The 19,066-nt window shown below is 62.9% G+C and carries 16 protein-coding genes and 4 pseudogenes; 9 read left to right on the top strand and 11 right to left on the bottom strand.

The features are described from left to right. Nucleotides 1–6 precede the first annotated feature (6 nt). The 7 genes and pseudogenes from ABVN20_RS24370 to ABVN20_RS24400 form a co-directional block, all read right to left on the bottom strand. Nucleotides 7–576 (bottom strand): NAD(P)-dependent oxidoreductase, encoded by a 570-nt coding sequence (locus ABVN20_RS24370; RefSeq protein WP_368558309.1) that lies wholly within the window; start codon nt 574–576, stop codon nt 7–9. 97 nt (nt 577–673) lie between these two features. After that, on the bottom strand, nt 674–1,105 hold the full coding sequence (locus tag ABVN20_RS24375) for a hypothetical protein (RefSeq protein WP_368558310.1): 432 nt from the start codon (nt 1,103–1,105) through the stop codon (nt 674–676). A gap of 354 nt (nt 1,106–1,459) precedes the next feature. Beyond that, nucleotides 1,460–1,672 (bottom strand): annotated as a pseudogene (locus tag ABVN20_RS24380) (hypothetical protein); the annotation flags it as partial. A gap of 21 nt (nt 1,673–1,693) precedes the next feature. Beyond that, nucleotides 1,694–1,906: pseudogene (locus ABVN20_RS24385) on the bottom strand (hypothetical protein); the annotation flags it as partial. Nucleotides 1,907–1,966: 60 nt separating this feature from the next. After that, a pseudogene (locus tag ABVN20_RS24390) lies at nt 1,967–2,170 on the bottom strand (hypothetical protein); the annotation flags it as partial. Nucleotides 2,171–2,561: 391 nt separating this feature from the next. Beyond that, nucleotides 2,562–3,065 (bottom strand): copper chaperone PCu(A)C, encoded by a 504-nt coding sequence (locus tag ABVN20_RS24395; RefSeq protein WP_368558311.1) that lies wholly within the window; start codon nt 3,063–3,065, stop codon nt 2,562–2,564. Then, nucleotides 3,065–3,670, bottom strand: coding sequence for an SCO family protein (locus ABVN20_RS24400; RefSeq protein WP_368558313.1), 606 nt, complete (start codon nt 3,668–3,670; stop codon nt 3,065–3,067). The genes ABVN20_RS24395 and ABVN20_RS24400 overlap by 1 nt, the downstream gene beginning before the upstream one ends. A 406-nt stretch (nt 3,671–4,076) precedes the next feature. Between ABVN20_RS24400 and ABVN20_RS24405 the strand changes: the two are divergent. Beyond that, nucleotides 4,077–4,298: pseudogene (locus ABVN20_RS24405) on the top strand (methyl-accepting chemotaxis protein); the annotation flags it as partial. 476 nt (nt 4,299–4,774) lie between these two features. Here the strand turns inward: ABVN20_RS24405 and ABVN20_RS24410 are convergent. Further along, the gene (locus tag ABVN20_RS24410; RefSeq protein ID WP_368558713.1) at nt 4,775–4,966 is read right to left on the bottom strand and encodes an arsenic metallochaperone ArsD family protein; all 192 of its coding nucleotides are present in this window, start codon (nt 4,964–4,966) and stop codon (nt 4,775–4,777) included. 922 nt (nt 4,967–5,888) lie between these two features. Next, complete coding sequence (locus tag ABVN20_RS24415) at nt 5,889–6,632, bottom strand: SDR family NAD(P)-dependent oxidoreductase (protein WP_368558314.1); 744 nt, start codon at nt 6,630–6,632, stop codon at nt 5,889–5,891. Between the two features lie 273 nt (nt 6,633–6,905). Here ABVN20_RS24415 and ABVN20_RS24420 point away from each other — a divergent pair, with 273 nt between their 5' ends. The 6 genes from ABVN20_RS24420 to ABVN20_RS24445 all read left to right on the top strand — a co-directional run bounded on the left by ABVN20_RS24420 (nt 6,906) and on the right by ABVN20_RS24445 (nt 13,451). Next, nucleotides 6,906–7,598: a tRNA (adenine(22)-N(1))-methyltransferase TrmK gene (locus ABVN20_RS24420; RefSeq protein WP_368558316.1), complete on the top strand. Its 693-nt coding sequence runs from the start codon at nt 6,906–6,908 to the stop codon at nt 7,596–7,598. A 183-nt stretch (nt 7,599–7,781) separates the two neighbouring features. Continuing rightward, on the top strand, nt 7,782–9,833 hold the full coding sequence (locus ABVN20_RS24425) for a pyridoxamine 5'-phosphate oxidase family protein (protein WP_368558317.1): 2,052 nt from the start codon (nt 7,782–7,784) through the stop codon (nt 9,831–9,833). Between the two features lie 383 nt (nt 9,834–10,216). Continuing rightward, nucleotides 10,217–10,846 carry a glutathione S-transferase family protein gene (locus tag ABVN20_RS24430; RefSeq protein ID WP_368558318.1) on the top strand — a complete coding sequence of 210 codons (630 nt, stop codon included), beginning with the start codon at nt 10,217–10,219 and terminating at the stop codon, nt 10,844–10,846. Between the two features lie 178 nt (nt 10,847–11,024). After that, the gene (locus ABVN20_RS24435) at nt 11,025–11,945 is read left to right on the top strand and encodes a LysR family transcriptional regulator (RefSeq protein ID WP_368558319.1); all 921 of its coding nucleotides are present in this window, start codon (nt 11,025–11,027) and stop codon (nt 11,943–11,945) included. Beyond that, complete coding sequence (locus ABVN20_RS24440) at nt 11,945–12,853, top strand: LysR family transcriptional regulator (protein ID WP_368558320.1); 909 nt, start codon at nt 11,945–11,947, stop codon at nt 12,851–12,853. Before ABVN20_RS24435 ends, ABVN20_RS24440 begins: the two co-directional genes overlap by 1 nt. Before the next feature lie 4 nt (nt 12,854–12,857). Further along, the gene (locus tag ABVN20_RS24445) at nt 12,858–13,451 is read left to right on the top strand and encodes a cupin domain-containing protein (RefSeq protein WP_368558321.1); all 594 of its coding nucleotides are present in this window, start codon (nt 12,858–12,860) and stop codon (nt 13,449–13,451) included. A gap of 40 nt (nt 13,452–13,491) precedes the next feature. Here the strand turns inward: ABVN20_RS24445 and ABVN20_RS24450 are convergent, their stop codons facing one another. Then, entirely contained in the window at nt 13,492–14,733 is a 1,242-nt protein-coding gene (locus ABVN20_RS24450; RefSeq protein ID WP_368558322.1) for an alpha/beta hydrolase family protein, read from the bottom strand. A 277-nt stretch (nt 14,734–15,010) separates the two neighbouring features. Here ABVN20_RS24450 and ppk2 point away from each other — a divergent pair, with 277 nt between their 5' ends. Together ppk2 and ABVN20_RS24460 are read left to right on the top strand one after the other, a co-directional pair. Next, complete coding sequence (gene ppk2 / locus ABVN20_RS24455) at nt 15,011–15,835, top strand: polyphosphate kinase 2 (RefSeq protein ID WP_368558323.1); 825 nt, start codon at nt 15,011–15,013, stop codon at nt 15,833–15,835. 5 nt (nt 15,836–15,840) lie between these two features. Then, nucleotides 15,841–17,616 carry a SulP family inorganic anion transporter gene (locus ABVN20_RS24460; RefSeq protein WP_368558324.1) on the top strand — a complete coding sequence of 592 codons (1,776 nt, stop codon included), beginning with the start codon at nt 15,841–15,843 and terminating at the stop codon, nt 17,614–17,616. Between the two features lie 12 nt (nt 17,617–17,628). Here the strand turns inward: ABVN20_RS24460 and ABVN20_RS24465 are convergent, their stop codons facing one another. Further along, on the bottom strand, nt 17,629–19,065 hold the full coding sequence (locus ABVN20_RS24465) for an efflux transporter outer membrane subunit (protein ID WP_368558325.1): 1,437 nt from the start codon (nt 19,063–19,065) through the stop codon (nt 17,629–17,631). Nucleotide 19,066: the final 1 nt, after the last annotated feature.

Here is a 19,066-nt window from a genome sequence, read left to right on the forward strand (position 1 = left end):
TGCGTATCAGAGTTCGCCACGTTCAGACTGAAGACCTGCGACGGCCTCCTGCAGATGCAGGGTCGCCAGTTTCATCGCATTGGCGCTGGAAGCCTGAGGGCCCAGGCGCCAGGTGTTGCGCGCAATCAGATCGAACAGCGGCTGCACGCGGTCAATGGCGCGCTGCGGCCCGGCAACCAGCACGTTGAGTTGGCCATCCGCCGCGACATCGGCGCGGCCCATCACCGGTGCGGCGATGTAGTCGATCCCTTGCGCCCGATGCAAGCGCGCCAGTTCGTCGGCGCTGGCCACGCTGATGGTGGTCAGGTTGATGTGAATGCGCGGGCCGTTGAGTTGTGCGAGCAAGCCGGAATCGAGCAGTACCGAACGCAGGGCTGCGTCATCGGCGAACATGCTGAACACCACATCCGCCTCGAATGCCTGGGCCGCGGTGGCCGCAGCCTGCGCGCCAAGCCCGACCATTTTTTGCGTTGCTTGCGCGGAGCGATTCCACACGCGGACCTCACGGCCGCTTTTCAAGAGATTGGCGGCGATTGGCTGGCCCATGGTGCCCAACCCCAGAAAACCGATTTTCATGCTGTGTTCCTTGCTGACGCGCTTGTGAGCCGGTCAGCCAACGGTCAAAACAAAGCCCGGGATTCCCGGGCTTGAGAAGTTGCAGTTCAGTGCGCGATTAGTAGCGCTGATATTTCGAACCGAACTCCGCGCGGTTTTCCGCCACCAGGACACCCTTTTGCACAGCGTTGGCTGGAGTGGCCAGTGCGACCCGCTCACGCAGTTCCTGCAGGCGATCCGCGCCACCTTCGGCCACCCGGCGTTCGATCAGGCGATCGGAGCCGCCTTCGGCTACACGCTCACGCAGTTCCTGCAGGCGATCAGCACCACCTTCGGCCACCCGGCGTTCGATCAAACGATCGGAACCGCCTTCAGCCACACGTTCACGCAGTTCCTGAAGACGATCCGCGCCACCTTCCACCAGCAGTTGCCTGGCCTGGCTGGGCGATGCCACGTTTGCGCTGCTGGCCGAGGCCAGGTTGGACAGGCTCAGGCCGCCGATCAGGGCCAGACCGAGTGCGAGGGACGAAACTTTCGAGAAATTGATCATGGTGATGCTCCGTGCGTTGGGTTTGAGTGAGCCGGTAGCTGCTGCTTTCCGGTGAGCACAGTTAAACGCCCGGGTGTATCGCCGATGTGTGCTTGAACGCTGCGAAGTCGAGGTCTGCGTATCTGTCGGGGGTTCATATACAGACAGATACAAATAGATGAGAAACCGCCACCGTGGGGGTGACGGCTTCAGGGGGAGCGGTGCGTGCCAGGCACCGTCTTGCGGTTACTGTTCGTTGAACTGGTCGGAGTAACTGCCTTCACTCATGAGCGCGGACGCTACGCGGTCCGAGCCGATACCGTTGCGTGAGTACGCGAGACGGGCTGCGCCGACGTGGTCAGCGCCATCGGCAGCGAGCCTGTTGGCCCCGACTTTGTCAGCGCCATCGGCGGCGAGTCTGTTGGCACCGACTTTGTCAGCGCCGTCGGCGGCGAGTCTGTTGGCTCCGACTTTGTCAGCGCCGTCGGCAGCGAGTCTGTTGGCACCGACTTTGTCAGCGCCGTCGGCAGCGAGCCTGTTGGCACCGACTTTGTCAGCGCCATCGGCGGCGAGTTTGTTGGCACCCACCTTGTCAGCGCCATCAGCAGCGAGTCTGTTGGCACCAACTTTGTCAGCGCCATCGGCAGCGAGCCTGTTGGCCCCGACCTTGTCAGCGCCATCGGCGGCGAGCCTGTTGGCCCCGACTTTGTCAGCGCCATCGGCGGCGAGTCTGTTGGCACCGACCTTGTCAGCGCCATCGGCGGCGAGTCTGTTGGCCCCGACTTTGTCAGCGCCGTCGGCGGCGAGTTTGTTGGCGCCGACTTTGTCAGCGCCATCGGCAGCGAGCCTGTTGGCCCCGACTTTGTCAGCGCCATCGGCGGCGAGTTTGTTGGCCCCGACTTTGTCAGCACCGTCGGCAGCGAGCCTGTTGGCCCCGACTTTGTCAGCGCCATCGGCGGCGAGTTTGTTGGCCCCCACCTTGTCAGCGCCATCGGCGGCGAGTTTGTTGGCACCCACCTTGTCAGCGCCATCGGCAGCAAGTTTGTTGGCACCGACTTTATCAGCACCATCCGCCGCCACTGCACCCGCGCCCACATGATCCGCGCCGTCCGAAGCCAGCGCTCGCGTCTCTGCAGCCCAGGCACCCGGTATCGTCACCGTAGCCGAGACAACCAAAACCACGCCCGAAAGAAATGTGTATTTCATGGTGTTCTCCACGATCCATCAGCCACTAAGCGCTTGAGCACGCCGGTCGTTAGCGACACGGGCTGCTGGCTGGTTACGTTGGCGATTGGCACGGGTACGCCTGGCGGTGCACGGGTGCCGACGTGCTGCATGTAAACGAGAAAGAAAACCAGATGAGTATAGGCCGTCAGGCAAAAGGCGGGGGGTATTGCGGGCAACTTCCGGATCAAGGGCGATTCCGGTGTCGATTGCAGAGGCGGGCGCTGTTATTCGCTGCCCGCCTCTGGATGAATCAATGCATCTTGCTGTGATCCATTTTGCTGTGATCCATCATGTTCAGCGCACGCGCCGGGGCATCGACGTTGATCACTTCCTTTTCACCGTTCGCGTGCTCGACGGTCAGCACCAGCGGCACCTTGTCGCCTTCTTTGACCTGGGCAACCAGGTCCATCAGCATGACGTGGTAACTGTCAGTGTTGAACGCCACGGCTTTGCCGGCGGGCAGGTCGACGGACTCGACCTGTTGCATGCTCATCACGTCGTTTTTCATGCTCGACTGATGGATCTGCACGGTTTTCGCCACCGGCGATTGTGCGCTGATCAACTTGCCGTCACTGCTGGCGGTGATCGTCATGAAGGCACCGGTGGAGGGTTGCCCGGCCACCGTCGCGCGAACCCAGGCGTCATCGACTTGGGTCTGGGCGCTGGCGTAACCGGCCAGGCCGAGCATCGACAGGCCCAGCGCCAGTTGTCCCAGGCGTGCGCAAAAGCGCGGTTTAAAGGCGTTCGAGTTCATCAGCAGACCTCCATGACGGTCAGTAAGTCTTCCGTACACTCTTGTGCCGAAAGCGAATGGGACAAGCCGACGCGCAGGTTGCCCCGGGTGTCATACACGAAGCTGGTCGCGGTATGGGAAATGGTGTACGTAGAACCGCTTGGTACCTTTTCGTAGAACACCTCGAATTCCTTGGCCGTCTTCGCCGTTTCCTCCAGCGTTCCGTGGAGCGCGACAAACGACGGGTCGAAGGTCTTGACGTAGGCGTCGAGCATTTCCGGGGTATCGCGCTCGGGGTCCAGGGTAATGAAGACCACCTGGAGCAGATCACCGTCCTTGCCCATCAGCTTCTTGATTTGCGCCGCGCGAGCCAGAGTGGTCGGGCAGACGGCGGGGCATTGGGTGAAACCGAAGAAAATCATCGGCATCATGCCGCGAAAACTGGTCAGCGTCGTGGGATTGCCTTGGGAGTCTTTCAGCTTGAAGGTCCGCCCGAGGATCTTGTCGCTCAGATCCTTGCCGTATTTGTACGACAGGCGGACGCTGTTGTCGCAGCCTGTGAGCAGGCCCAGACCGAGTAAACCGATTCCTGCAACCACCTTGCGGCGGGTCAACAAAACACTCATTTCTACAGCCTTTCTGAATAGCCCAGTCCAGGGGCTCGTAGCGGATGATGGGCGCGGGCACGAGGCGCAACGCTGCGTGCGGGTCAAACCGGGTGAATTCTACCGTTTTTCAACGCGCGCAATCGCTTGCGACACGCCGTCACAGACCGGTTGATCACCCTGAAGACGGGTGTTGCGCGGTGTTTGTGCGGCGTACTGTCGCAGGTGTTTTTCGCCTGTTGCACATTCGTCCCAAAAACCTGCCTGGATGGCCCCGTGGGCCCTTGCCTGAATCGAATCAGCTGATCTAGAGTCAGCACATAATTTCAGAGTGCCACCACCAATGAGTGGCGCCGTAAAAAACAACAACATTGCTTCGATTCGATAAGGCTGCCGCCGACTAACAACTCTTTGAAGCACAAAGAAAATGATCGAACCAGAACGTATTGTCACGCTGTCGCGGGAAGTCGAGGCGCTGGCAAATCGTGGTATCAGCGACATCCAGATGATCACCCGCCAGACCCGTCTGCTGGCCATCAACGCGCTGATTGAGGCGGCCCACGCCGGCAAGGCCGGGCAGGGGTTCGCGGTAGTGGCCGAAGAGGTCAAGGTGATCTCCGAGCGTATCTCGAAAATTGCCGGGACCATGACCCAGGACCTGCAGGCGTCAGTCAATGAGCTGACCGCACTGGGCGAAGGCATGTGTTTTGACGTGCGCGGGCAACGCCTGGCAGATCTGTCGCTGAACATGATCGAAATCATGGATCGCAACCTGTATGAGCGTACCTGTGATGTTCGTTGGTGGGCCACCGATGCCTCGCTGGTCGATGCTCTCAAATCTGCCGATGGAGACAACTGCGCCTATGCGTGTGAGCGCCTGGGCATCATTCTTGACAGTTACACGGTTTACCTCGACATCTGGCTCGCCGACACCCGCGGCCGGGTGATTGCCACCGGGCGCTCTGCGGTCTACGACAAGGCGAAGGGGGCCAATGTCAGCGAAATGCCCTGGTTCAAAATGGCGCTCAAACATAGCAGCAGCGATCAATACCATGCCGGCAACGTCTGTGTTGAACCCTTGCTCAACGGCGCCCAGACCTGCGCCTTCAGCGCGGCCGTGCGCAATCAGGGTTCGGTGACGGGAGTAATCGGGATCTTCTTCGACTGGGAAAACCAGGCGCGCTCGATCATCAATGGCGTGCGCTTGACCGACGAAGAGCGTTCGCGCAGTTGCGTGATGATGGTCGATGCCGCCAGCAACGTGCTCGCCAGCTCCGATCCGCAGTCTGCGCTGGGGCAACATATTGCCCTGACCACCAAACCGGGCCAGGCCAACGGCTACAGCGTCCAGCCCAACAACAGCCTGCAGGGCTATTCGCTCACACCCGGCTTCGAAACCTATCCGGGCATGGGCTGGTATGGCGTCATCGAGCAGCAATTGCCCGAGTAATCCTGTGCGAGCGAGCCTGCACATCCCCCTGTGGGAGCGGGCTTGCCCGCGATGGTCGTTAACGATGACGCGGGGTTGTCTGATACCCAGCGGTGTCTGGGCCACCATCGCGAGCAAGCTCGCTCCTACAGGGGGCGAGGCGGTGTATGCATATCCCTGTGGGAGCGAGCCTGCTCGCGATGGTCGTTAACGATGACGCGGGTTGTCTGATACCCAGTGGTGCCTGGGCCACCATCGCGAGCATGCTCGCTCCTACAGAGAGCAGGGTTTGCGGTGTATGCATATTCCTGTGGGAGCGGGCTTGCTCGCGATGGTCGTCAACGATGACGCGGGGTTGTCTGATACCCAGCGGTGTCTGGGCCACCATCGCGAGCAAGCTCGCTCCTACAGGGAGCAGGATTTGCGGTGTAGGCATATCCCTGTGGGAGCGAGCCTGCTCGCGATGGTCGTTAACGATGACGCGGGTTGTCTGGTGCCCAGTGGTGTCTGGGCTACCATCGCGAGCATGCTCGCTCCTACAGAGAGCGAGACTTGCGGTGTATGCATATCCCTGTGGGAGCGGGCTTGCCCGCGATGGTCGTTAACGATGATGTGGGCTGTCTGGTGCCCAGTGGTGTCTGGGCTTCCATCGCGAGCAAGCTCGCTCCTACAGGGAGCAGGGTTTGCGGTGTATGCATATCCCTGTGGGAGCGGGCTTGCCCGCGATGGTCGTTAACGATGACGCGGGGTTGTCTGGTACCCAGTGGTGTCTGGGCCACCATCGCGAGCATGCTCGCTCCTACAGGGAGGTCAGCGGACGGTGTAGCCTTTGTCCACCACCCAATCCTGGCCGTACACGCTTCTGGCGCCGTTGCTCAGTTGGAACAGGACGACATCAGCCACCGCGCCCGCTTCGAGGAATTCACCGCCCAGCAGGCGTTTGTTGACCTGGGTGGCGACGTTGGCCAGGTCTTCGTGGGCCAGGCCCAGTGTGGACCAGATCGGCGTGGCAGTCGGGCCAGGGGAGACCATGTTGATACGGATGCCCTGGGGCGCCAACTCGACGGCCAGTGTGCGGGCATGGGCCTGGAGTGCGGCCTTGGAGGCGATGTAGGCGGCCAGTCCAGGGAAGGTCACGCCGGTCAGGAAGGTGGTGATGAACACCACCGAAGCCGGGTTGGCCAGGTGTCCGCGCAGGTGCGCCAGGGTGTTCAGCGCGCCGGCACCGTTGACCGCCCACTGGCGATCGAAGGCTTGCAGGTCCAGGCAGTCCGCCAGTTCGGCAATACCGGCATTCGGCACCAGGTAATGCACCGGGCCCAGGCGTGCGGCATGTTGCGCCAGTTGCTCGAGGTCTTCGGCCTTGGTGACATCGCCGGATACCCAGGTCAGTTCCCCGGCAAAGTGTCGGGCCAGCTCTTCCAGCCCACCCATTTTGCGCGACATGGCCAGTACCCGTGCACCCTGGGCCAGAAGTCGGGCAGTGACCGCCAGACCGATCCCGGAACTGGCACCGGTGACTACTGCGAGGCGTCCTTCGAAATCGTTACTCATCGCTATTTATCCTGAATGAACATGAGTGGGTTTAAGTCCGAACCCGGTAATTCAAGATGCGGGCCAGATAGCCAGGGCCCGTAAATCGTGGTGTGCAGAGGATGTGCAGTCGTTATGACTGCAAAAAAACAGGGTTATAAAGACCCGGTGCAGTCATTAAGACAGCAGGCTGCACGTCTGGTCATTTAAATTTGAAATGCGCGGCATTGCTCGACAGAATCGCCCACCTGCGCGGCCCCGGACGCCGCGGTTTCACAGTCAAGAGGGTGAGCGTTGAACGAACAGACATTGTCCCGGCGCCTGGAACGCGTGGCGGCGCATGTGCCCGCCGGCGCGCGCCTGGCCGATATCGGCTCGGATCACGCCTACCTGCCGGTTGCGTTGATGCGCCGTGGCGTTATCGCAGCGGCGGTGGCGGGTGAAGTGGCGATGACGCCGTATCGCGCCGCCGAACGCACCGTGCGCGAGAACGATCTGGAGCAGTCGATCGACGTGCGCCTGGCCAACGGCCTGGCGGCCATCGAACCGGGAGACGGGATCAGCGCGATCACCCTGTGCGGCATGGGCGGTGAAACCATTCGCGACATCCTCGACAGCGGCAAGGCCTGCCTGACTGGCCACGAACGCCTGATCCTGCAACCCAATGGCGGCGAGCAACCCCTGCGCCTGTGGCTGATGAGTCACGGCTACCGCATTGTGTCCGAGGAAGTGCTGCGGGAAAACCGCTTCGATTACGAGATCATCGTTGCCGAGCGGGGCGATCCGGTGCACTACAGCGCCGAGCAGTTGTATTTCGGCCCGGTGCAGATGCAAACCCGCAGCCCGGCATTCCTGAGCAAGTGGCAACGCCTGCTGCGCGAGCGGCAACGCACCCTGAACAGCTTTGCCAAGGCGCGCAACGTGCCTGAGCACAAGGTGCGGGAGATCACCCTGCAAGCCCGCTGGATCACCGATCTGCTGGGTTGAGTCTGGAGCCTGCGAAATGCCGGGGCGTCCACCATTTCATTTTTTGAAATAGTGGATTGCAGGACGTGCGCATTCCGCTGCCAGCGCATCGAGGAGAAGATGAGCGCTCACGAGGAACCCTGCTTAACTGGGTAACTCAGACCCCTGATCGAAGCCGCTGACGCGAGCGCGAGGAGACCCGCAATGGATGACGTCTCGAAAGCCCCATCCAACCCATGGCATGAAGGCGAACTGACCTTGCAACGCGCGGTCGGCGCCGTCGACATGATGGTGGGGGTCGGTCAGCGGCAATTGGCGCGCACCTGGATGCCGGACCAGCACCGCGAGTTCTATGCGCAACTGCCGTTCGTGATCCTCGGCGCGGTGGACCGCCACGGCGATGTCTGGCCAACCATTCGCACCGGCGAACCGGGCTTCATGAACTCGCCGACGCCGCCCATCCTGCACATCAACCTGCAAGCGCAGCCCAATGACCCGGCCGATGAAGGTCTGCAGCCTGGAAATGCTATCGGCATGCTTGGCATGGAGCTGCATACCCGCCGGCGCAATCGCATGAACGGCAATGTGCTGCGCAAGCTGGATGACGGCATCGAGATTGGTGTCACCCAGGCGTACGGTAACTGCCCGCGCTACATCAACTTGCGCCAGTACGGATTTGTCGATGGCGTCGAGGACACCCTGGTCGACGTAACGGTGACCGATGCTCGAGTGCGGCAGATGATCACCACGGCGGATTCCTTCTACGTGGCCACCTACGTCGAGCGCGACGGCCAGAATCAGGTCGACGCTTCCCATCGCGGCGGCAAACCGGGTTTTGTGCGCATGGACGAGGATGGCACGCTGACCATCCCGGATTTCAACGGCAACCTGTTCTTCAACACCTTGGGCAACATCCTGCTCAACCCCCGCGCCGGCTTGCTGTTCATCGACTTTCAGAGCGGTGACCTGTTGCAGATGAGCGGCTCGGCCGAGGTGCTGCTCGATGATCCCGAAATCGCCGCGTTCCAGGGCGCGGAGCGCCTGTGGCGGTTCAAGCCTGAACGTGTGGTGCTGCGCCAGGCCGCGATCCCGCTGCGCTGGGTGGACGAGGAGGAGGGTGAGTCGCCCAACTCGCTGATGACCGGCAGCTGGGAACAAGCCGCCGAACGCCTGCGGGTCGAGGCCATGCGCACGCACTGGCGGCCCCTGCGGGTGGCGCGCATCGTCGAGGAGAGCCCGAGCATTCGTTCCTTCTACCTGGAGCCTGATGATGGCTTGGGGCTGCCCGGATTCGACCCCGGACAGCATTTGCCCATCCGTCTTTCCCTGGATGGACAACCGGCGCCGTCGATTCGGACCTACAGCGTGTCCAGTGCCTCGTCGGATGAATTCCTGCGCATCAGCGTCAAGCGCGACGGCCTGATTTCGTCGCACCTGCATGACCGCGTCCAGGTCGGCGACTGGATCGAGGCGCGGGCGCCCCAGGGGCATTTCACCGTGCAGGCGGCGGAGCGGCGCCCTCTGGTGCTGCTGGCGGCGGGTGTCGGCATCACGCCGTTGCTGTCGATGCTGCGCGAGGTGGTGTACCAGGGCAAACGCATGAGCCGTATGCGCCCGACCTGGCTTGTGCAGAGCAGCCGTTCGGTGGCCGACCTGGCGTTTCGCCAGGAAATCGACGAACTGGTGGCGCAGTCTGGCGGCAAGGTGCAGGTTTTGCGGGTCGTCAGCCAGCCGCCTACCAACGGTACTGGCGAGGATTATGACGTGGCGGGGCGGATCGACATCGAACTGCTCAAGGCCCTGTTGCCGCTCGATGACTACGACTTCTACCTGTGCGGGCCGGGCAGCTTTACCCAGGCGCTGTATGACGGGCTGCGCAAGTTGCGCATTCAGGATGATCGCATCCACGCGGAAACCTTCGGTCCGTCGACGCTCAAGCGCGATGTGCAAATTAGTGTGCCAGCACCGCCGCAGGTGCCCATGGCCACCGAGTCGGTGAAAGTGCTGTTTTCCACCTCCGGCAAGGAAGCGCGCTGGGAGCCGGGCACCGGGACGCTGCTGGAACTGGCCGAAGGCCGCGGCCTGAACCCGGACTTCAGCTGCCGCGGCGGCTCGTGCGGCACCTGCAAAACCAAACTCAGCGGCGGCCAGGTGCATTACCTCAACACCCCGGACCTGGGCCTGGCGGCGGATGAAGTGCTGATCTGCTGCTCGGTCCCGGCAGAGGGCAGCGAAACCTTGGTGCTCGACATCTGAAGCCCTGCATCGCACCTGTTTTTCTGTGGGAGCGAGCCTGCTCGCGATGGCGGCCTGTTAGACACCTGTTAACAGACTGATACACCGCTATCGCGAGCAGGCTCGCTCCCACAGTGGGCATACGTCGATCGCCAAATTTATGAACACCACAAATCCCTGTAGGAGCGAGCTTGCTCGCGATAGCGGCCTGTCAGCCACCCCTGCAACCGGCTGATCCACCGCCATCGCGAGCAAGCTCGCTCCTACAGGACCTTGATCATTCCAGAAACTGAAATGCTGGATTGCAAAAGCTGGGGATTCCGCTGTCTGCGTGAGCAGTGGAGGATAGCGCCATCGCCACGATCCCCGTGCCGAGCCCCCAGAATGCCAACAAGGAGTACGTCATGTCCCAGAAAGCGATCATGCTTTACCGTCATCCATTGTCCGGTCACTCCCACCGCGTCGAATTGATGCTGTCCCTGCTGGGCCTGCCCACCGAACTGGTGTTCGTCGACCTGAAGAAGGGCGCGCACAAGACGCCGGAATTCCTGGCGCTCAATCGCTTCGGCCAGGTGCCGGTGATCGACGATGACGGCGTGGTGCTGGCGGATTCCAACGCCATTCTGATCTACCTCGCCGAGAAATATGACGACGGCCAATGGTTGCCCGACGACCCGGTGGTCAAGGCCAACATCCAGCGCTGGTTGTCCGTGGCCGCAGGCCAGGTCAATTCGGGCCCGGCGGCCGCGCGGTTGATCACCGTGTTTGGCGCAGGCTACAACGCCGAAGACGTGATCAGCCGCTCCCACGCCTTGCTCAAGGTGATGGAAGAAGAACTGGGCGACAGCCAGTTCCTGGCCGGCGACCAACCGACCATTGCCGATGTGGCCGTCTACACCTACGTGGCCCACGCGCCGGAAGGCAACGTCTCGCTGGGCGATTACCCGAATGTCCGCGCCTGGCTGGCCCGTATCGAAGCGTTGCCACGTTTCGTCGGCATGCAACGCACGGCGGCGGGCCTGCAACAGGCCTGAGCCTGATCCCGGAGCCTGGCGGCCACGTCATTTCGCCAGGCTCCATCGCGCCTTCTCATCGAACACTCAAACCCCCGCCATTGATCCCCAAACGTGCGAAAGTCGCGATCGGCGACAATACTGGCAGATTGCTCAGCAACCACGTGCGGCCCACACCTCAATCACAATCGGATGCCCCATGGATCGCTTTCAGGAAATGCAGATTTTTATGGCCGTCGCAGAGGAAGAGGGGTTTGCCGCGGCTGCGCGGGCACTGCGGATTTCGCCGCCGAGCGTGACCCGTGCCATCGCCGCGATGGAGGAGCGGATCGGCACCCAGTTGCTCTCGCGCACCACCCGCAGTCTGCACCTGACCGAGGCCGGGCAGCGTTACCTGGAGGACTGCCGGCGCATTCTCGGCGAACTCGATGAGGCCGAAGAGGCCGCTGCCGGCAGCTATTCGGTGCCTTGCGGTTTACTCACCGTGACGGCCTCGGTCCTGTTCGGTGAGCTGTACATTGCGCCACTGATGGCGGATTACCTGGATCAGTTTCCTTCGGTGCACCTCAACGCCCTGTTCGTCGACCGCGTGGTCAGCATGGCCGATGAAGGCATTGATGTGGCGATCCGCATTGGCCACCTGCGCGAAAGCAATCTGCAGGCGATCAAGGTCGGTGAAGTGCGCCAGGTGACCTGCGCCGCTCCGGCCTATTTCCAGCGCTATGCACGACCGCGACACCCGGAAGAGTTGAGCGCCGCCAATATCGTGATGTCGTCCGCCAGCCATTTGCTCAGCGACTGGGTGTACATGAATGATTGCAACCCTCTGAGCCTGCGCTTCAACCCGCGCCTGGTGGTCACCGCCAACCAGGCGGCGATCAATATTGCCTGCCAGGGCTGGGGCCTGACGCGGGTGCTGTCCTATCAGGTCGCCAGCCGGGTCGCCGCGGGCGAACTGGAAATCGTGCTGCGCGACTTCGAACCGCCGGCATTGCCGATTCACGTGGTGTATCAGAAGAGCAACCGGGTGCCGGCCAAAGTGCGCACCTTCGTCGACTTCCTGGTTGAACGGCTGCAACGTGACGAGACGCTCAAGCCCGCCGCAAGAGCCTCGACCTGATGGACCGTTATCATGAGATGCGCATGTTCAGCGCACTGTGCGAACGTCCCAGCTTCGCCTCGGCCGCGCGCCGTCTCAATGTGTCCGCGCCGACGGTCATGCGCGCCGTCGCCAGCCTGGAAGCGCGGCTGGGCGTGGCGTTGTTGCGGCGAAGTACGCGCGGCATCAGCCTGACCGAAGCCGGAGCGGCGTTCATGGCCGACGCCTCGCGCATTCTCCAGGCGGTCGACGAGGCCGAAGCCGCGGCCAAGGGCTTGCATGTCAAGGCGCAGGGCAACCTGACGGTCTCGCTGCCGCTGCTGTTCAGCCGCTACGTGATGACTCCGGTATTGACCGGTTACATGGACCAGTACCCCGACATCGGTGTCTTCGCTCGCTATCAGGATCGCCTGGCCAACCTGTACGAGGAGGGCGTGGATGTGGCGGTGCTGGTGGGCAACCTGCCCAGCTCATCGTTGATCGCGCGCCAGGTGGGCCAGGTCCGCTCGATTGTGTGTGCCAGCCCCGAGTACCTGGCGCTGCACGGTGAGCCCGGTGTTCCCGGGGACCTGCGCAACCACCGCCTGATCGCCACGCAACCTCATCAGAATCGGGTGCAGTGGCCCTTCGAGCATCAAGGTGAGCCCATCATCGTCAAAGCGCGCACGCGCCTGAGTTGCGCCACCTTGCAGACGGCCATTGATGCCGCGGCCAATGGCGCCGGCGTTACCCGTTGCCTGAACTATCCGTTGCACGACTACCTGCGCACGGGGCGCCTGCGTCGGGTCCTGCACGCTTACGATCCGCCGTCGCTGCCGGTGCACGTGGTCTATCGGGAAAGGCGCGACGCCTCGACGCGCGTGCACAGTTTTGTCAGTTACGTGGTCGAGCGGTTGCGCGAGCATCCGGCGTTGCGGCCAGACGGGTAAACCAATGAGATACCTCCACGGCGGACTTCCCACGGATAAGAACAGTTCAGAGCGCCTGCTATTGGTGCCCGAGGGTTACCCGGTGTGGATCGACGTGCCCCAGGCCAGCATCGGCGGCGCCGCGACGGCGTTGCGCTTCGAGTTGCCGTTGCGTGGCCACAACCTGCCATTGATGCACCGGCGCGAGGCCAAGCTGGTGGTGGCGCTCAAGGGCTCGCTGCAAGTGCGAGCCGGGCGGCGGCCCCTGGCGGTACTCAACGAAGGCGATGCGGTGACATTGCCCGCCGGGACTGCACACCGAATCCACCAGTTCGGTGCACAGCCAAGCACCGTGGGCATCGTGCTGTGGCCCGGTGCCGTTGAACAGGCATTTCGCGAGCTGGCAGAACTGGCCGCCGCTGGCCGTCATCAGCGGGGTGCCATGGTCGACATTCTCAAGCGTTACGCGGTGCTGTGGACTGACGGCGAGCCAGAGGACGAAACCCGGCAGGCGGACGTCCGCCCGTTGTCCGAATGGCTGGCGACGCTACCGTCGCAGATCGTGCAGCCGTTGGCGTTGAAGTGGCAGGTGCAACAGCGGCCCTGTGAATCTGCCTGATCACCAGCCATGACGGCGAATCAGCGCTGGTTTTTCCGGCTCACATCGCCCCGTCCCAACCCAGCGTTTCATCGAGCCAATCGTAAATCCGCGCATTGGCAAGTCGTGCGGCGCCCACGCCACAATGGGCGCCGGCGCCCTCGGCGTTGCCGAGCACCAGCAGGGTCTTGTCACAGGTCAGGTGGTCATACAGTTCCTGCGGCTGACCTTTGAAAAACAGATCGCCTTCGGCATCGCAGATCAAAGCGGGGCAGCGGATACGCTCGGCGATACCGCCTTCCAGCGTGTAGTCCAGCGTCATGCGCATGTAGTCGCTGGGGCTCGAAGCACCGAAACACCACGTGCCATGGGTGATCGACCAGCGCGCCACCGGTGAGCGCTGCATGACGGCTTCGATCATGCCGTCCAGCTCGGGTGTCGGCCCGTCCATGAGCGCGGCGATTGCTTCGGGCCGCTGGTCGACCGGTACGTCAGCCAGATGGGCCATGCTGTAGTCATAGACCCCGCCATTGGCGATCACCGCGGCCAGGCGGTGTTCGAACGCCGCTGCCCGCGGGGCCAGATAACCGCCGAGGCTTTCCCCGCGCAAGGCGATGCGGCTGTGGTCAATGCCCGGCAGGGTCAGGGCGAAATCCACCACCGGTGTCACGACCTTTTCCCAATCGAAGCGAAACACCAACCCCTCACGGTGCAGCGGGCCGGACTGCCCAGGGCCGTCGAAACACAACACGTGATAACCACGCTCGACCGCCGCTCGCGCGCCGCTCCAGTGTTTTTCCTCGGCTGCACCGTCGAAGCCGGTGTGCAGAATCAGCAGTGGCCGAGTCCCGTCACCCGCCCGGTGCAGGTAACCGGGCAGCTTCGTGCCCTCATAAGGGATTTCCACCGGCTCGATGGCCGGCTTGAACAGTGCCGCCGCGGTCCGGTAGCAAGCCACCGAACGCTCGAAGGCGCGACTGACCCGCGGGTCCTGCGGCCGGGCATGCAGGAAAAATTCCGAGGCGCGGTAGTAATTACAGGCGCGCAGGTAACTGTCGCGAGCGCTGACCCGGTGGTTGGCCGCGAGTTGACGCTGGCCTTCCTCGGCAACTTGATCGGCCATGGCGTTCCACTCGCGGTACCAGCTGTCGTAGTCGCCGGCCGTGATGCGCGAACTCACGGCCATGACCTCGCCGAAACAGCCGCCGCCATATTCGTCGGCACCGAACATGCGCAAGGTCTCGAACCAGAATTGCTCGTCGTCGGCAAAAAGCAGTGTTGCTGCGTGCGACTGGACTGGCATGGCGAATCTCCCGATGGACAACTCGATAGCCGTAAGCGAGAGGGGATCTCGACGTAACGCCTGATCCCGCGTGTACCAACCTTGCAACAGCGGAGGTCGCCGCGTAACGGCGCTGCTGACTGCCCGGAAATTGTAGCTGGCCGGCGGCGATACACAGGGTTGTGAAGGAAAGATGTCGCAGGTCTGGCGGCCCAATTGTTTGGATCTACACTGATTTCGAGGACGAAATCGGGGTGTTCCGACAGTCACCTGCCACTTCAATTCATGAGGCTCGGTCATGGCAAAAGCAAAGAAGAAGGGCGCTCACAAATCTGATTCCGCTGACAGCCCCAAGCTGAAAAACAAGGATTATCTCGAAGCGCTGCGCCACCTGCACGTCGAGCTGGTCAAGTTGCAGGAGTGGGTCAAGCAGGAGGGCATCAAGATCTGCGTGATCTTCGAAGGCCGCGACGGGGCGGGCAAGGGCGGCACCATCAAGGCCATCACCGAGCGGGTCAGCCCGCGGGTGTTTCGCGTGGTGGCGCTGCCGGCGCCGACTGACCGTGAAAAGAGCCAGATGTACTTGCAGCGCTACCTGCCACACCTGCCCGCGGCGGGCGAGATCGTCATCTTCGACCGCAGTTGGTACAACCGCGCCGGGGTCGAGCGGGTGATGGGATTCTGCACCGAAGAACAGGCCGACAAATTTCTGAAGTCCGTACCGCAAGTGGAACGGGCGATTGTCGATTCCGGGGTCATTCTGCTCAAGTACTGGCTGGATGTGAGTCCAGAGGAGCAAACCCGCAGGCTCGAAGGACGGATCGAAGACGGGCGCAAGATCTGGAAGCTGTCACCCATGGACCTCAAGTCCTACAGCCGCTGGTACGACTATTCCCGAGCGCGGGACCTGATGTTCCAGGCCTCTGACACCGAATACGCCCCTTGGCTGGTGGCCAACTCCAACGACAAGCGCCGCACGCGCCTTAACATCATTTCCGATTTGCTTAGCCGTATTCCCTACAAGGAAGTGCCGCGCGAGAAGGTCAAACTGCCAAAGCGGCAGAAACCCGGCGGCTATAAAGATCCGGACTACCCGTTCCGGCACATCCCGCAGAAATTCTGAGCCGCATGAGCGATCCAAACACGCGGTCACCCGAGGCAGAACCCGGCCGCATTGCCCGCGGCAATCAGGCCGAACACAGTGGCTGGCTGCGCTGGTTGCCGGGCCTGCAGACCCTGCGCCGCTATCAACTGGCGTGGCTGCCCAACGACATCGTCGCCGGCCTGGTGCTCACCACCATGCTGGTGCCGGTGGGCATCGCCTACGCGGTGGCGTCCGGGGTGCCGGGCATCTACGGCCTGTACGCGACCATCGTGCCGCTGTTGGCGTATGCCATTTTCGGCCCCAGCCGCATCCTCGTGCTGGGGCCGGATTCCTCCCTGGCGGCGGTGATTCTGGCGGTTATCCTGCCGCTGTCCGGCGGTGATCCACAGCGGGCGATCGCCCTGGCCGGGGCGATGGCCATCGTTTGCGGGCTGGTGTGCATCCTGGCGGGCATCGCCCGGCTGGGCTTCGTCACCGAACTGCTGTCCAAGCCGATTCGCTACGGCTACATGAATGGCATTGCCCTGACCGTGCTGATCAGCCAGCTACCCAAGCTGTTCGGCTTCTCCATCGACAGCGCCGGGCCGTTGCGCAATCTCTGGGCCATTGGCTCGGGGGTGCTGGGCGGCAAGGCCAACCTGACGACATTCCTGATCGGCGCGGCCACCCTGGTGGTGATCCTGCTGCTGAAAAACCACAAGCGCGTGCCGGGCATCCTGATCGCCGTGGCCGCCGCGACCATTGTTGTCGATGTATGGGAACTGGCGGCCCACGGTGTCGCGGTGCTGGGGCAATTGCCCCAGGGCTTGCCGGCGTTCGCCATTCCGTGGATCACCTATGACGACCTGGTCCCGGTGCTGATCGGTGGCTGTGCGGTGGCCCTGGTGTCGTTCGCCGACACCAGCGTGCTGTCGCGGGTGTATGCGGCGCGCACGCGCACCTCGGTCGACCCCAATCAGGAGATGGTCGGGCTGGGCGTCGCCAACCTCGCGGCCGGGCTGTTCCAGGGTTTTGCCATCAGCAGTAGTTCGTCGCGCACGCCGGTGGCGGAAGCGGCGGGGGCGAAAACCCAGTTGACCGGGGTGGTCGGTGCGCTGGCGGTGGCGCTGTTGTTGATGGTCGCGCCGAACCTGCTCAAGGACCTGCCCACCAGTGCCCTGGCAGCGGTGGTGATCGCCTCCGCCATCGGCCTGATCGAAGTCAGCGACCTGCGCCGGATCTATCGTATGCAGCGCTGGGAGTTCTGGCTGTCGATCGTCTGCACCATCGGCGTGGCGGTGTTCGGCGCGATCGAGGGCATCGGCATCGCCATCCTGATTGCGGTGATCGAGTTCCTATGGGACGGCTGGCGCCCGTATTCGGCGGTGCTGGGGCGCGCCGATGGCGTGCAGGGTTATCACGACATCCAGCGTTACCCGCAGGCAAGTCGGCTGCCTGGGCTGGTGCTGTTTCGCTGGGATGCGCCGCTGTTTTTCGCCAATGCCGAACTGTTCCACGACCGGGTGCTGGACGCAGTGGCGGCGTCACCCACGCCGGTGCGCTGGCTGGTAGTGGTGGCGGAACCGGTGACCAGCGTCGACGTGACCTCCGCCGACATGCTCGCCGAGCTGGACGAGACCCTGCACGCCGCCGGTATCGAGTTGTGCGTGGCCGGGATGAAAGACCCGGTCAAGGACAAGCTCAAGCGTTTCGGCCTGTTTACCCGTATTGGTGAATCGGCGTTCTTTGCCACTATCGGTGAGGCGGTCAGCAGCTACCTGGCGCAGTACCCCGAGCACTGGACCGCCGATAGGGACTGAACCCGCGCCCTCTCAAGGTTGAGGGGCGCGGGCATCGGCCGCGGTCAAGCGGTCCGCTTCGCTGACCCAGCCGCCACCGGTGGCCTTGTACAGGTCGATCATCGAGGTGAACACCGAACCCCGTGTCCGGGTGTAATTGAGCTCGGCATCGAACAGGCTGCGCTCGGCATCCAGCACTTCGATGTAGCTGGTGTAGCCGTTGTCATAACGCAGCCGCGCGTAATGGGCGTAGGTGCGCAGGGCTTCGACCTGGCTGGCCTGGAACGCCATCTGCTCACGGGACTTGCTGGACGCCACCAGCGCGTTCTCGACGTCACCGAACGCCGATTGAATGGCTTTCTGATAGCTCAACAGCGCTCCCTGTTGGAAGGCTTCGGCCTGTTGCACCTGCCCGGCGATGGCGCCGCCGGTGAAGATCGGCATGTCCGCCGCTACCCCGTAAGACCAGGTGGCGGCAGGGCCGGTGAACAGGTTGGACAACTGATTGCTCACCGAGCCTGCCAGCCCGGTCAGGGAAATGGTCGGGAAATACTGGGCCTTGGCGGCGCCGATCTGCGCATTCGCCGAGATCAGGTTGAGTTCCGCTTGGCGCAGGTCCGGCCGGCGTTGCAGCAGGTCCGAAGGCAGGCCGGCCGGCACCGCCGGCAGCGCCAGTTGGCCCAGGTCGCGACCGCGCAGGATCGGCCCCGGATTACGTCCCAGCAGCACCGCCAGCAGGTTTTCCTGTTGAGCCACCAGGGGTTCGAATTGCGCCACCGAGGCGAGGGTGCGTTGGTACTCCGACAGGTTCTGCGCCAGTTCCATCTCGGAGATGGTCCCGGCACCGAAGCGCAGCTTGAAGATCTCGTAGGAATCGCCGCGCACCTTGGCGGTGGTGCGGGCAATTTCAAGTTCGCGGTCGAGGTCGCGCAGGGTGATGTAGCTGGTCGCCACCGAGGACACCAGGCTCAGGATCACGCTGCGTCGGCCTTCCTCGGACGCCAGCAGGTCGGCACGCGCCGATTCGTTGAGGCGGCGCAGGCGGCCCCAGATGTCCAGTTCCCAATTGACGCTGAGCAGGGCCTGGTAATTGTTGTAGATCGGGTCGATGCCCGAAGTCAGCGATGTCGGCCCGTTATCCCGTGGCGCCCGGTTGCGCGTGCCCTGGGCACCCAGCCCGATCTGGGGAAAATACAGCGAGCGGGTTTCGCCATAGCGGCCCTGGAACTGCTCGACGCGGGCGGCGGCGATCTTGATGTCCTTGTTTTCCAGCAGGGCGCTGCGGATCAGTTCGTTGAGCACCGGGTCCTGGAATTGCTCCCACCACAGGCTGTTGGACAGGTCCCTGGCTTCCTTGTCGGCGTAGCGGTAGGCCGCCGGGGTGTCGATCTCGGGCGCCTGGTAATCGGGACCGACCATGCAGCCGGCCATACCCAGGCACACCAGCAAGGCCAATGAGGGCTTGTGCATG

Origin of the sequence: Pseudomonas sp. MYb118 (assembly GCF_040947875.1) — a bacterium.
Classification (GTDB): Bacteria; Pseudomonadota; Gammaproteobacteria; order Pseudomonadales; family Pseudomonadaceae; genus Aquipseudomonas.

Excerpts from the sequence above, each read along its gene's own strand:
- ABVN20_RS24370 (WP_368558309.1), bottom strand. The coding sequence starts at position 576 with ATGAAAATCGGTTTTCTGGGGTTGGGCACCATGGGCCAGCCAATCGCC.
- ABVN20_RS24375 (WP_368558310.1), bottom strand. The coding sequence starts at position 1,105 with ATGATCAATTTCTCGAAAGTTTCGTCCCTCGCACTCGGTCTGGCCCTG.
- ABVN20_RS24395 (WP_368558311.1), bottom strand. The coding sequence starts at position 3,065 with ATGAACTCGAACGCCTTTAAACCGCGCTTTTGCGCACGCCTGGGACAA.
- ABVN20_RS24400 (WP_368558313.1), bottom strand. The coding sequence starts at position 3,670 with ATGAGTGTTTTGTTGACCCGCCGCAAGGTGGTTGCAGGAATCGGTTTA.
- ABVN20_RS24415 (WP_368558314.1), bottom strand. The coding sequence starts at position 6,632 with ATGAGTAACGATTTCGAAGGACGCCTCGCAGTAGTCACCGGTGCCAGT.
- ABVN20_RS24425 (WP_368558317.1), top strand. The coding sequence starts at position 7,782 with ATGGATGACGTCTCGAAAGCCCCATCCAACCCATGGCATGAAGGCGAA.
- ABVN20_RS24430 (WP_368558318.1), top strand. The coding sequence starts at position 10,217 with ATGTCCCAGAAAGCGATCATGCTTTACCGTCATCCATTGTCCGGTCAC.
- ABVN20_RS24435 (WP_368558319.1), top strand. The coding sequence starts at position 11,025 with ATGGATCGCTTTCAGGAAATGCAGATTTTTATGGCCGTCGCAGAGGAA.
- ABVN20_RS24440 (WP_368558320.1), top strand. The coding sequence starts at position 11,945 with ATGGACCGTTATCATGAGATGCGCATGTTCAGCGCACTGTGCGAACGT.
- ABVN20_RS24445 (WP_368558321.1), top strand. The coding sequence starts at position 12,858 with ATGAGATACCTCCACGGCGGACTTCCCACGGATAAGAACAGTTCAGAG.
- ABVN20_RS24450 (WP_368558322.1), bottom strand. The coding sequence starts at position 14,733 with ATGCCAGTCCAGTCGCACGCAGCAACACTGCTTTTTGCCGACGACGAG.
- ppk2 (WP_368558323.1), top strand. The coding sequence starts at position 15,011 with ATGGCAAAAGCAAAGAAGAAGGGCGCTCACAAATCTGATTCCGCTGAC.
- ABVN20_RS24460 (WP_368558324.1), top strand. The coding sequence starts at position 15,841 with ATGAGCGATCCAAACACGCGGTCACCCGAGGCAGAACCCGGCCGCATT.
- ABVN20_RS24465 (WP_368558325.1), bottom strand. The coding sequence starts at position 19,065 with ATGCACAAGCCCTCATTGGCCTTGCTGGTGTGCCTGGGTATGGCCGGC.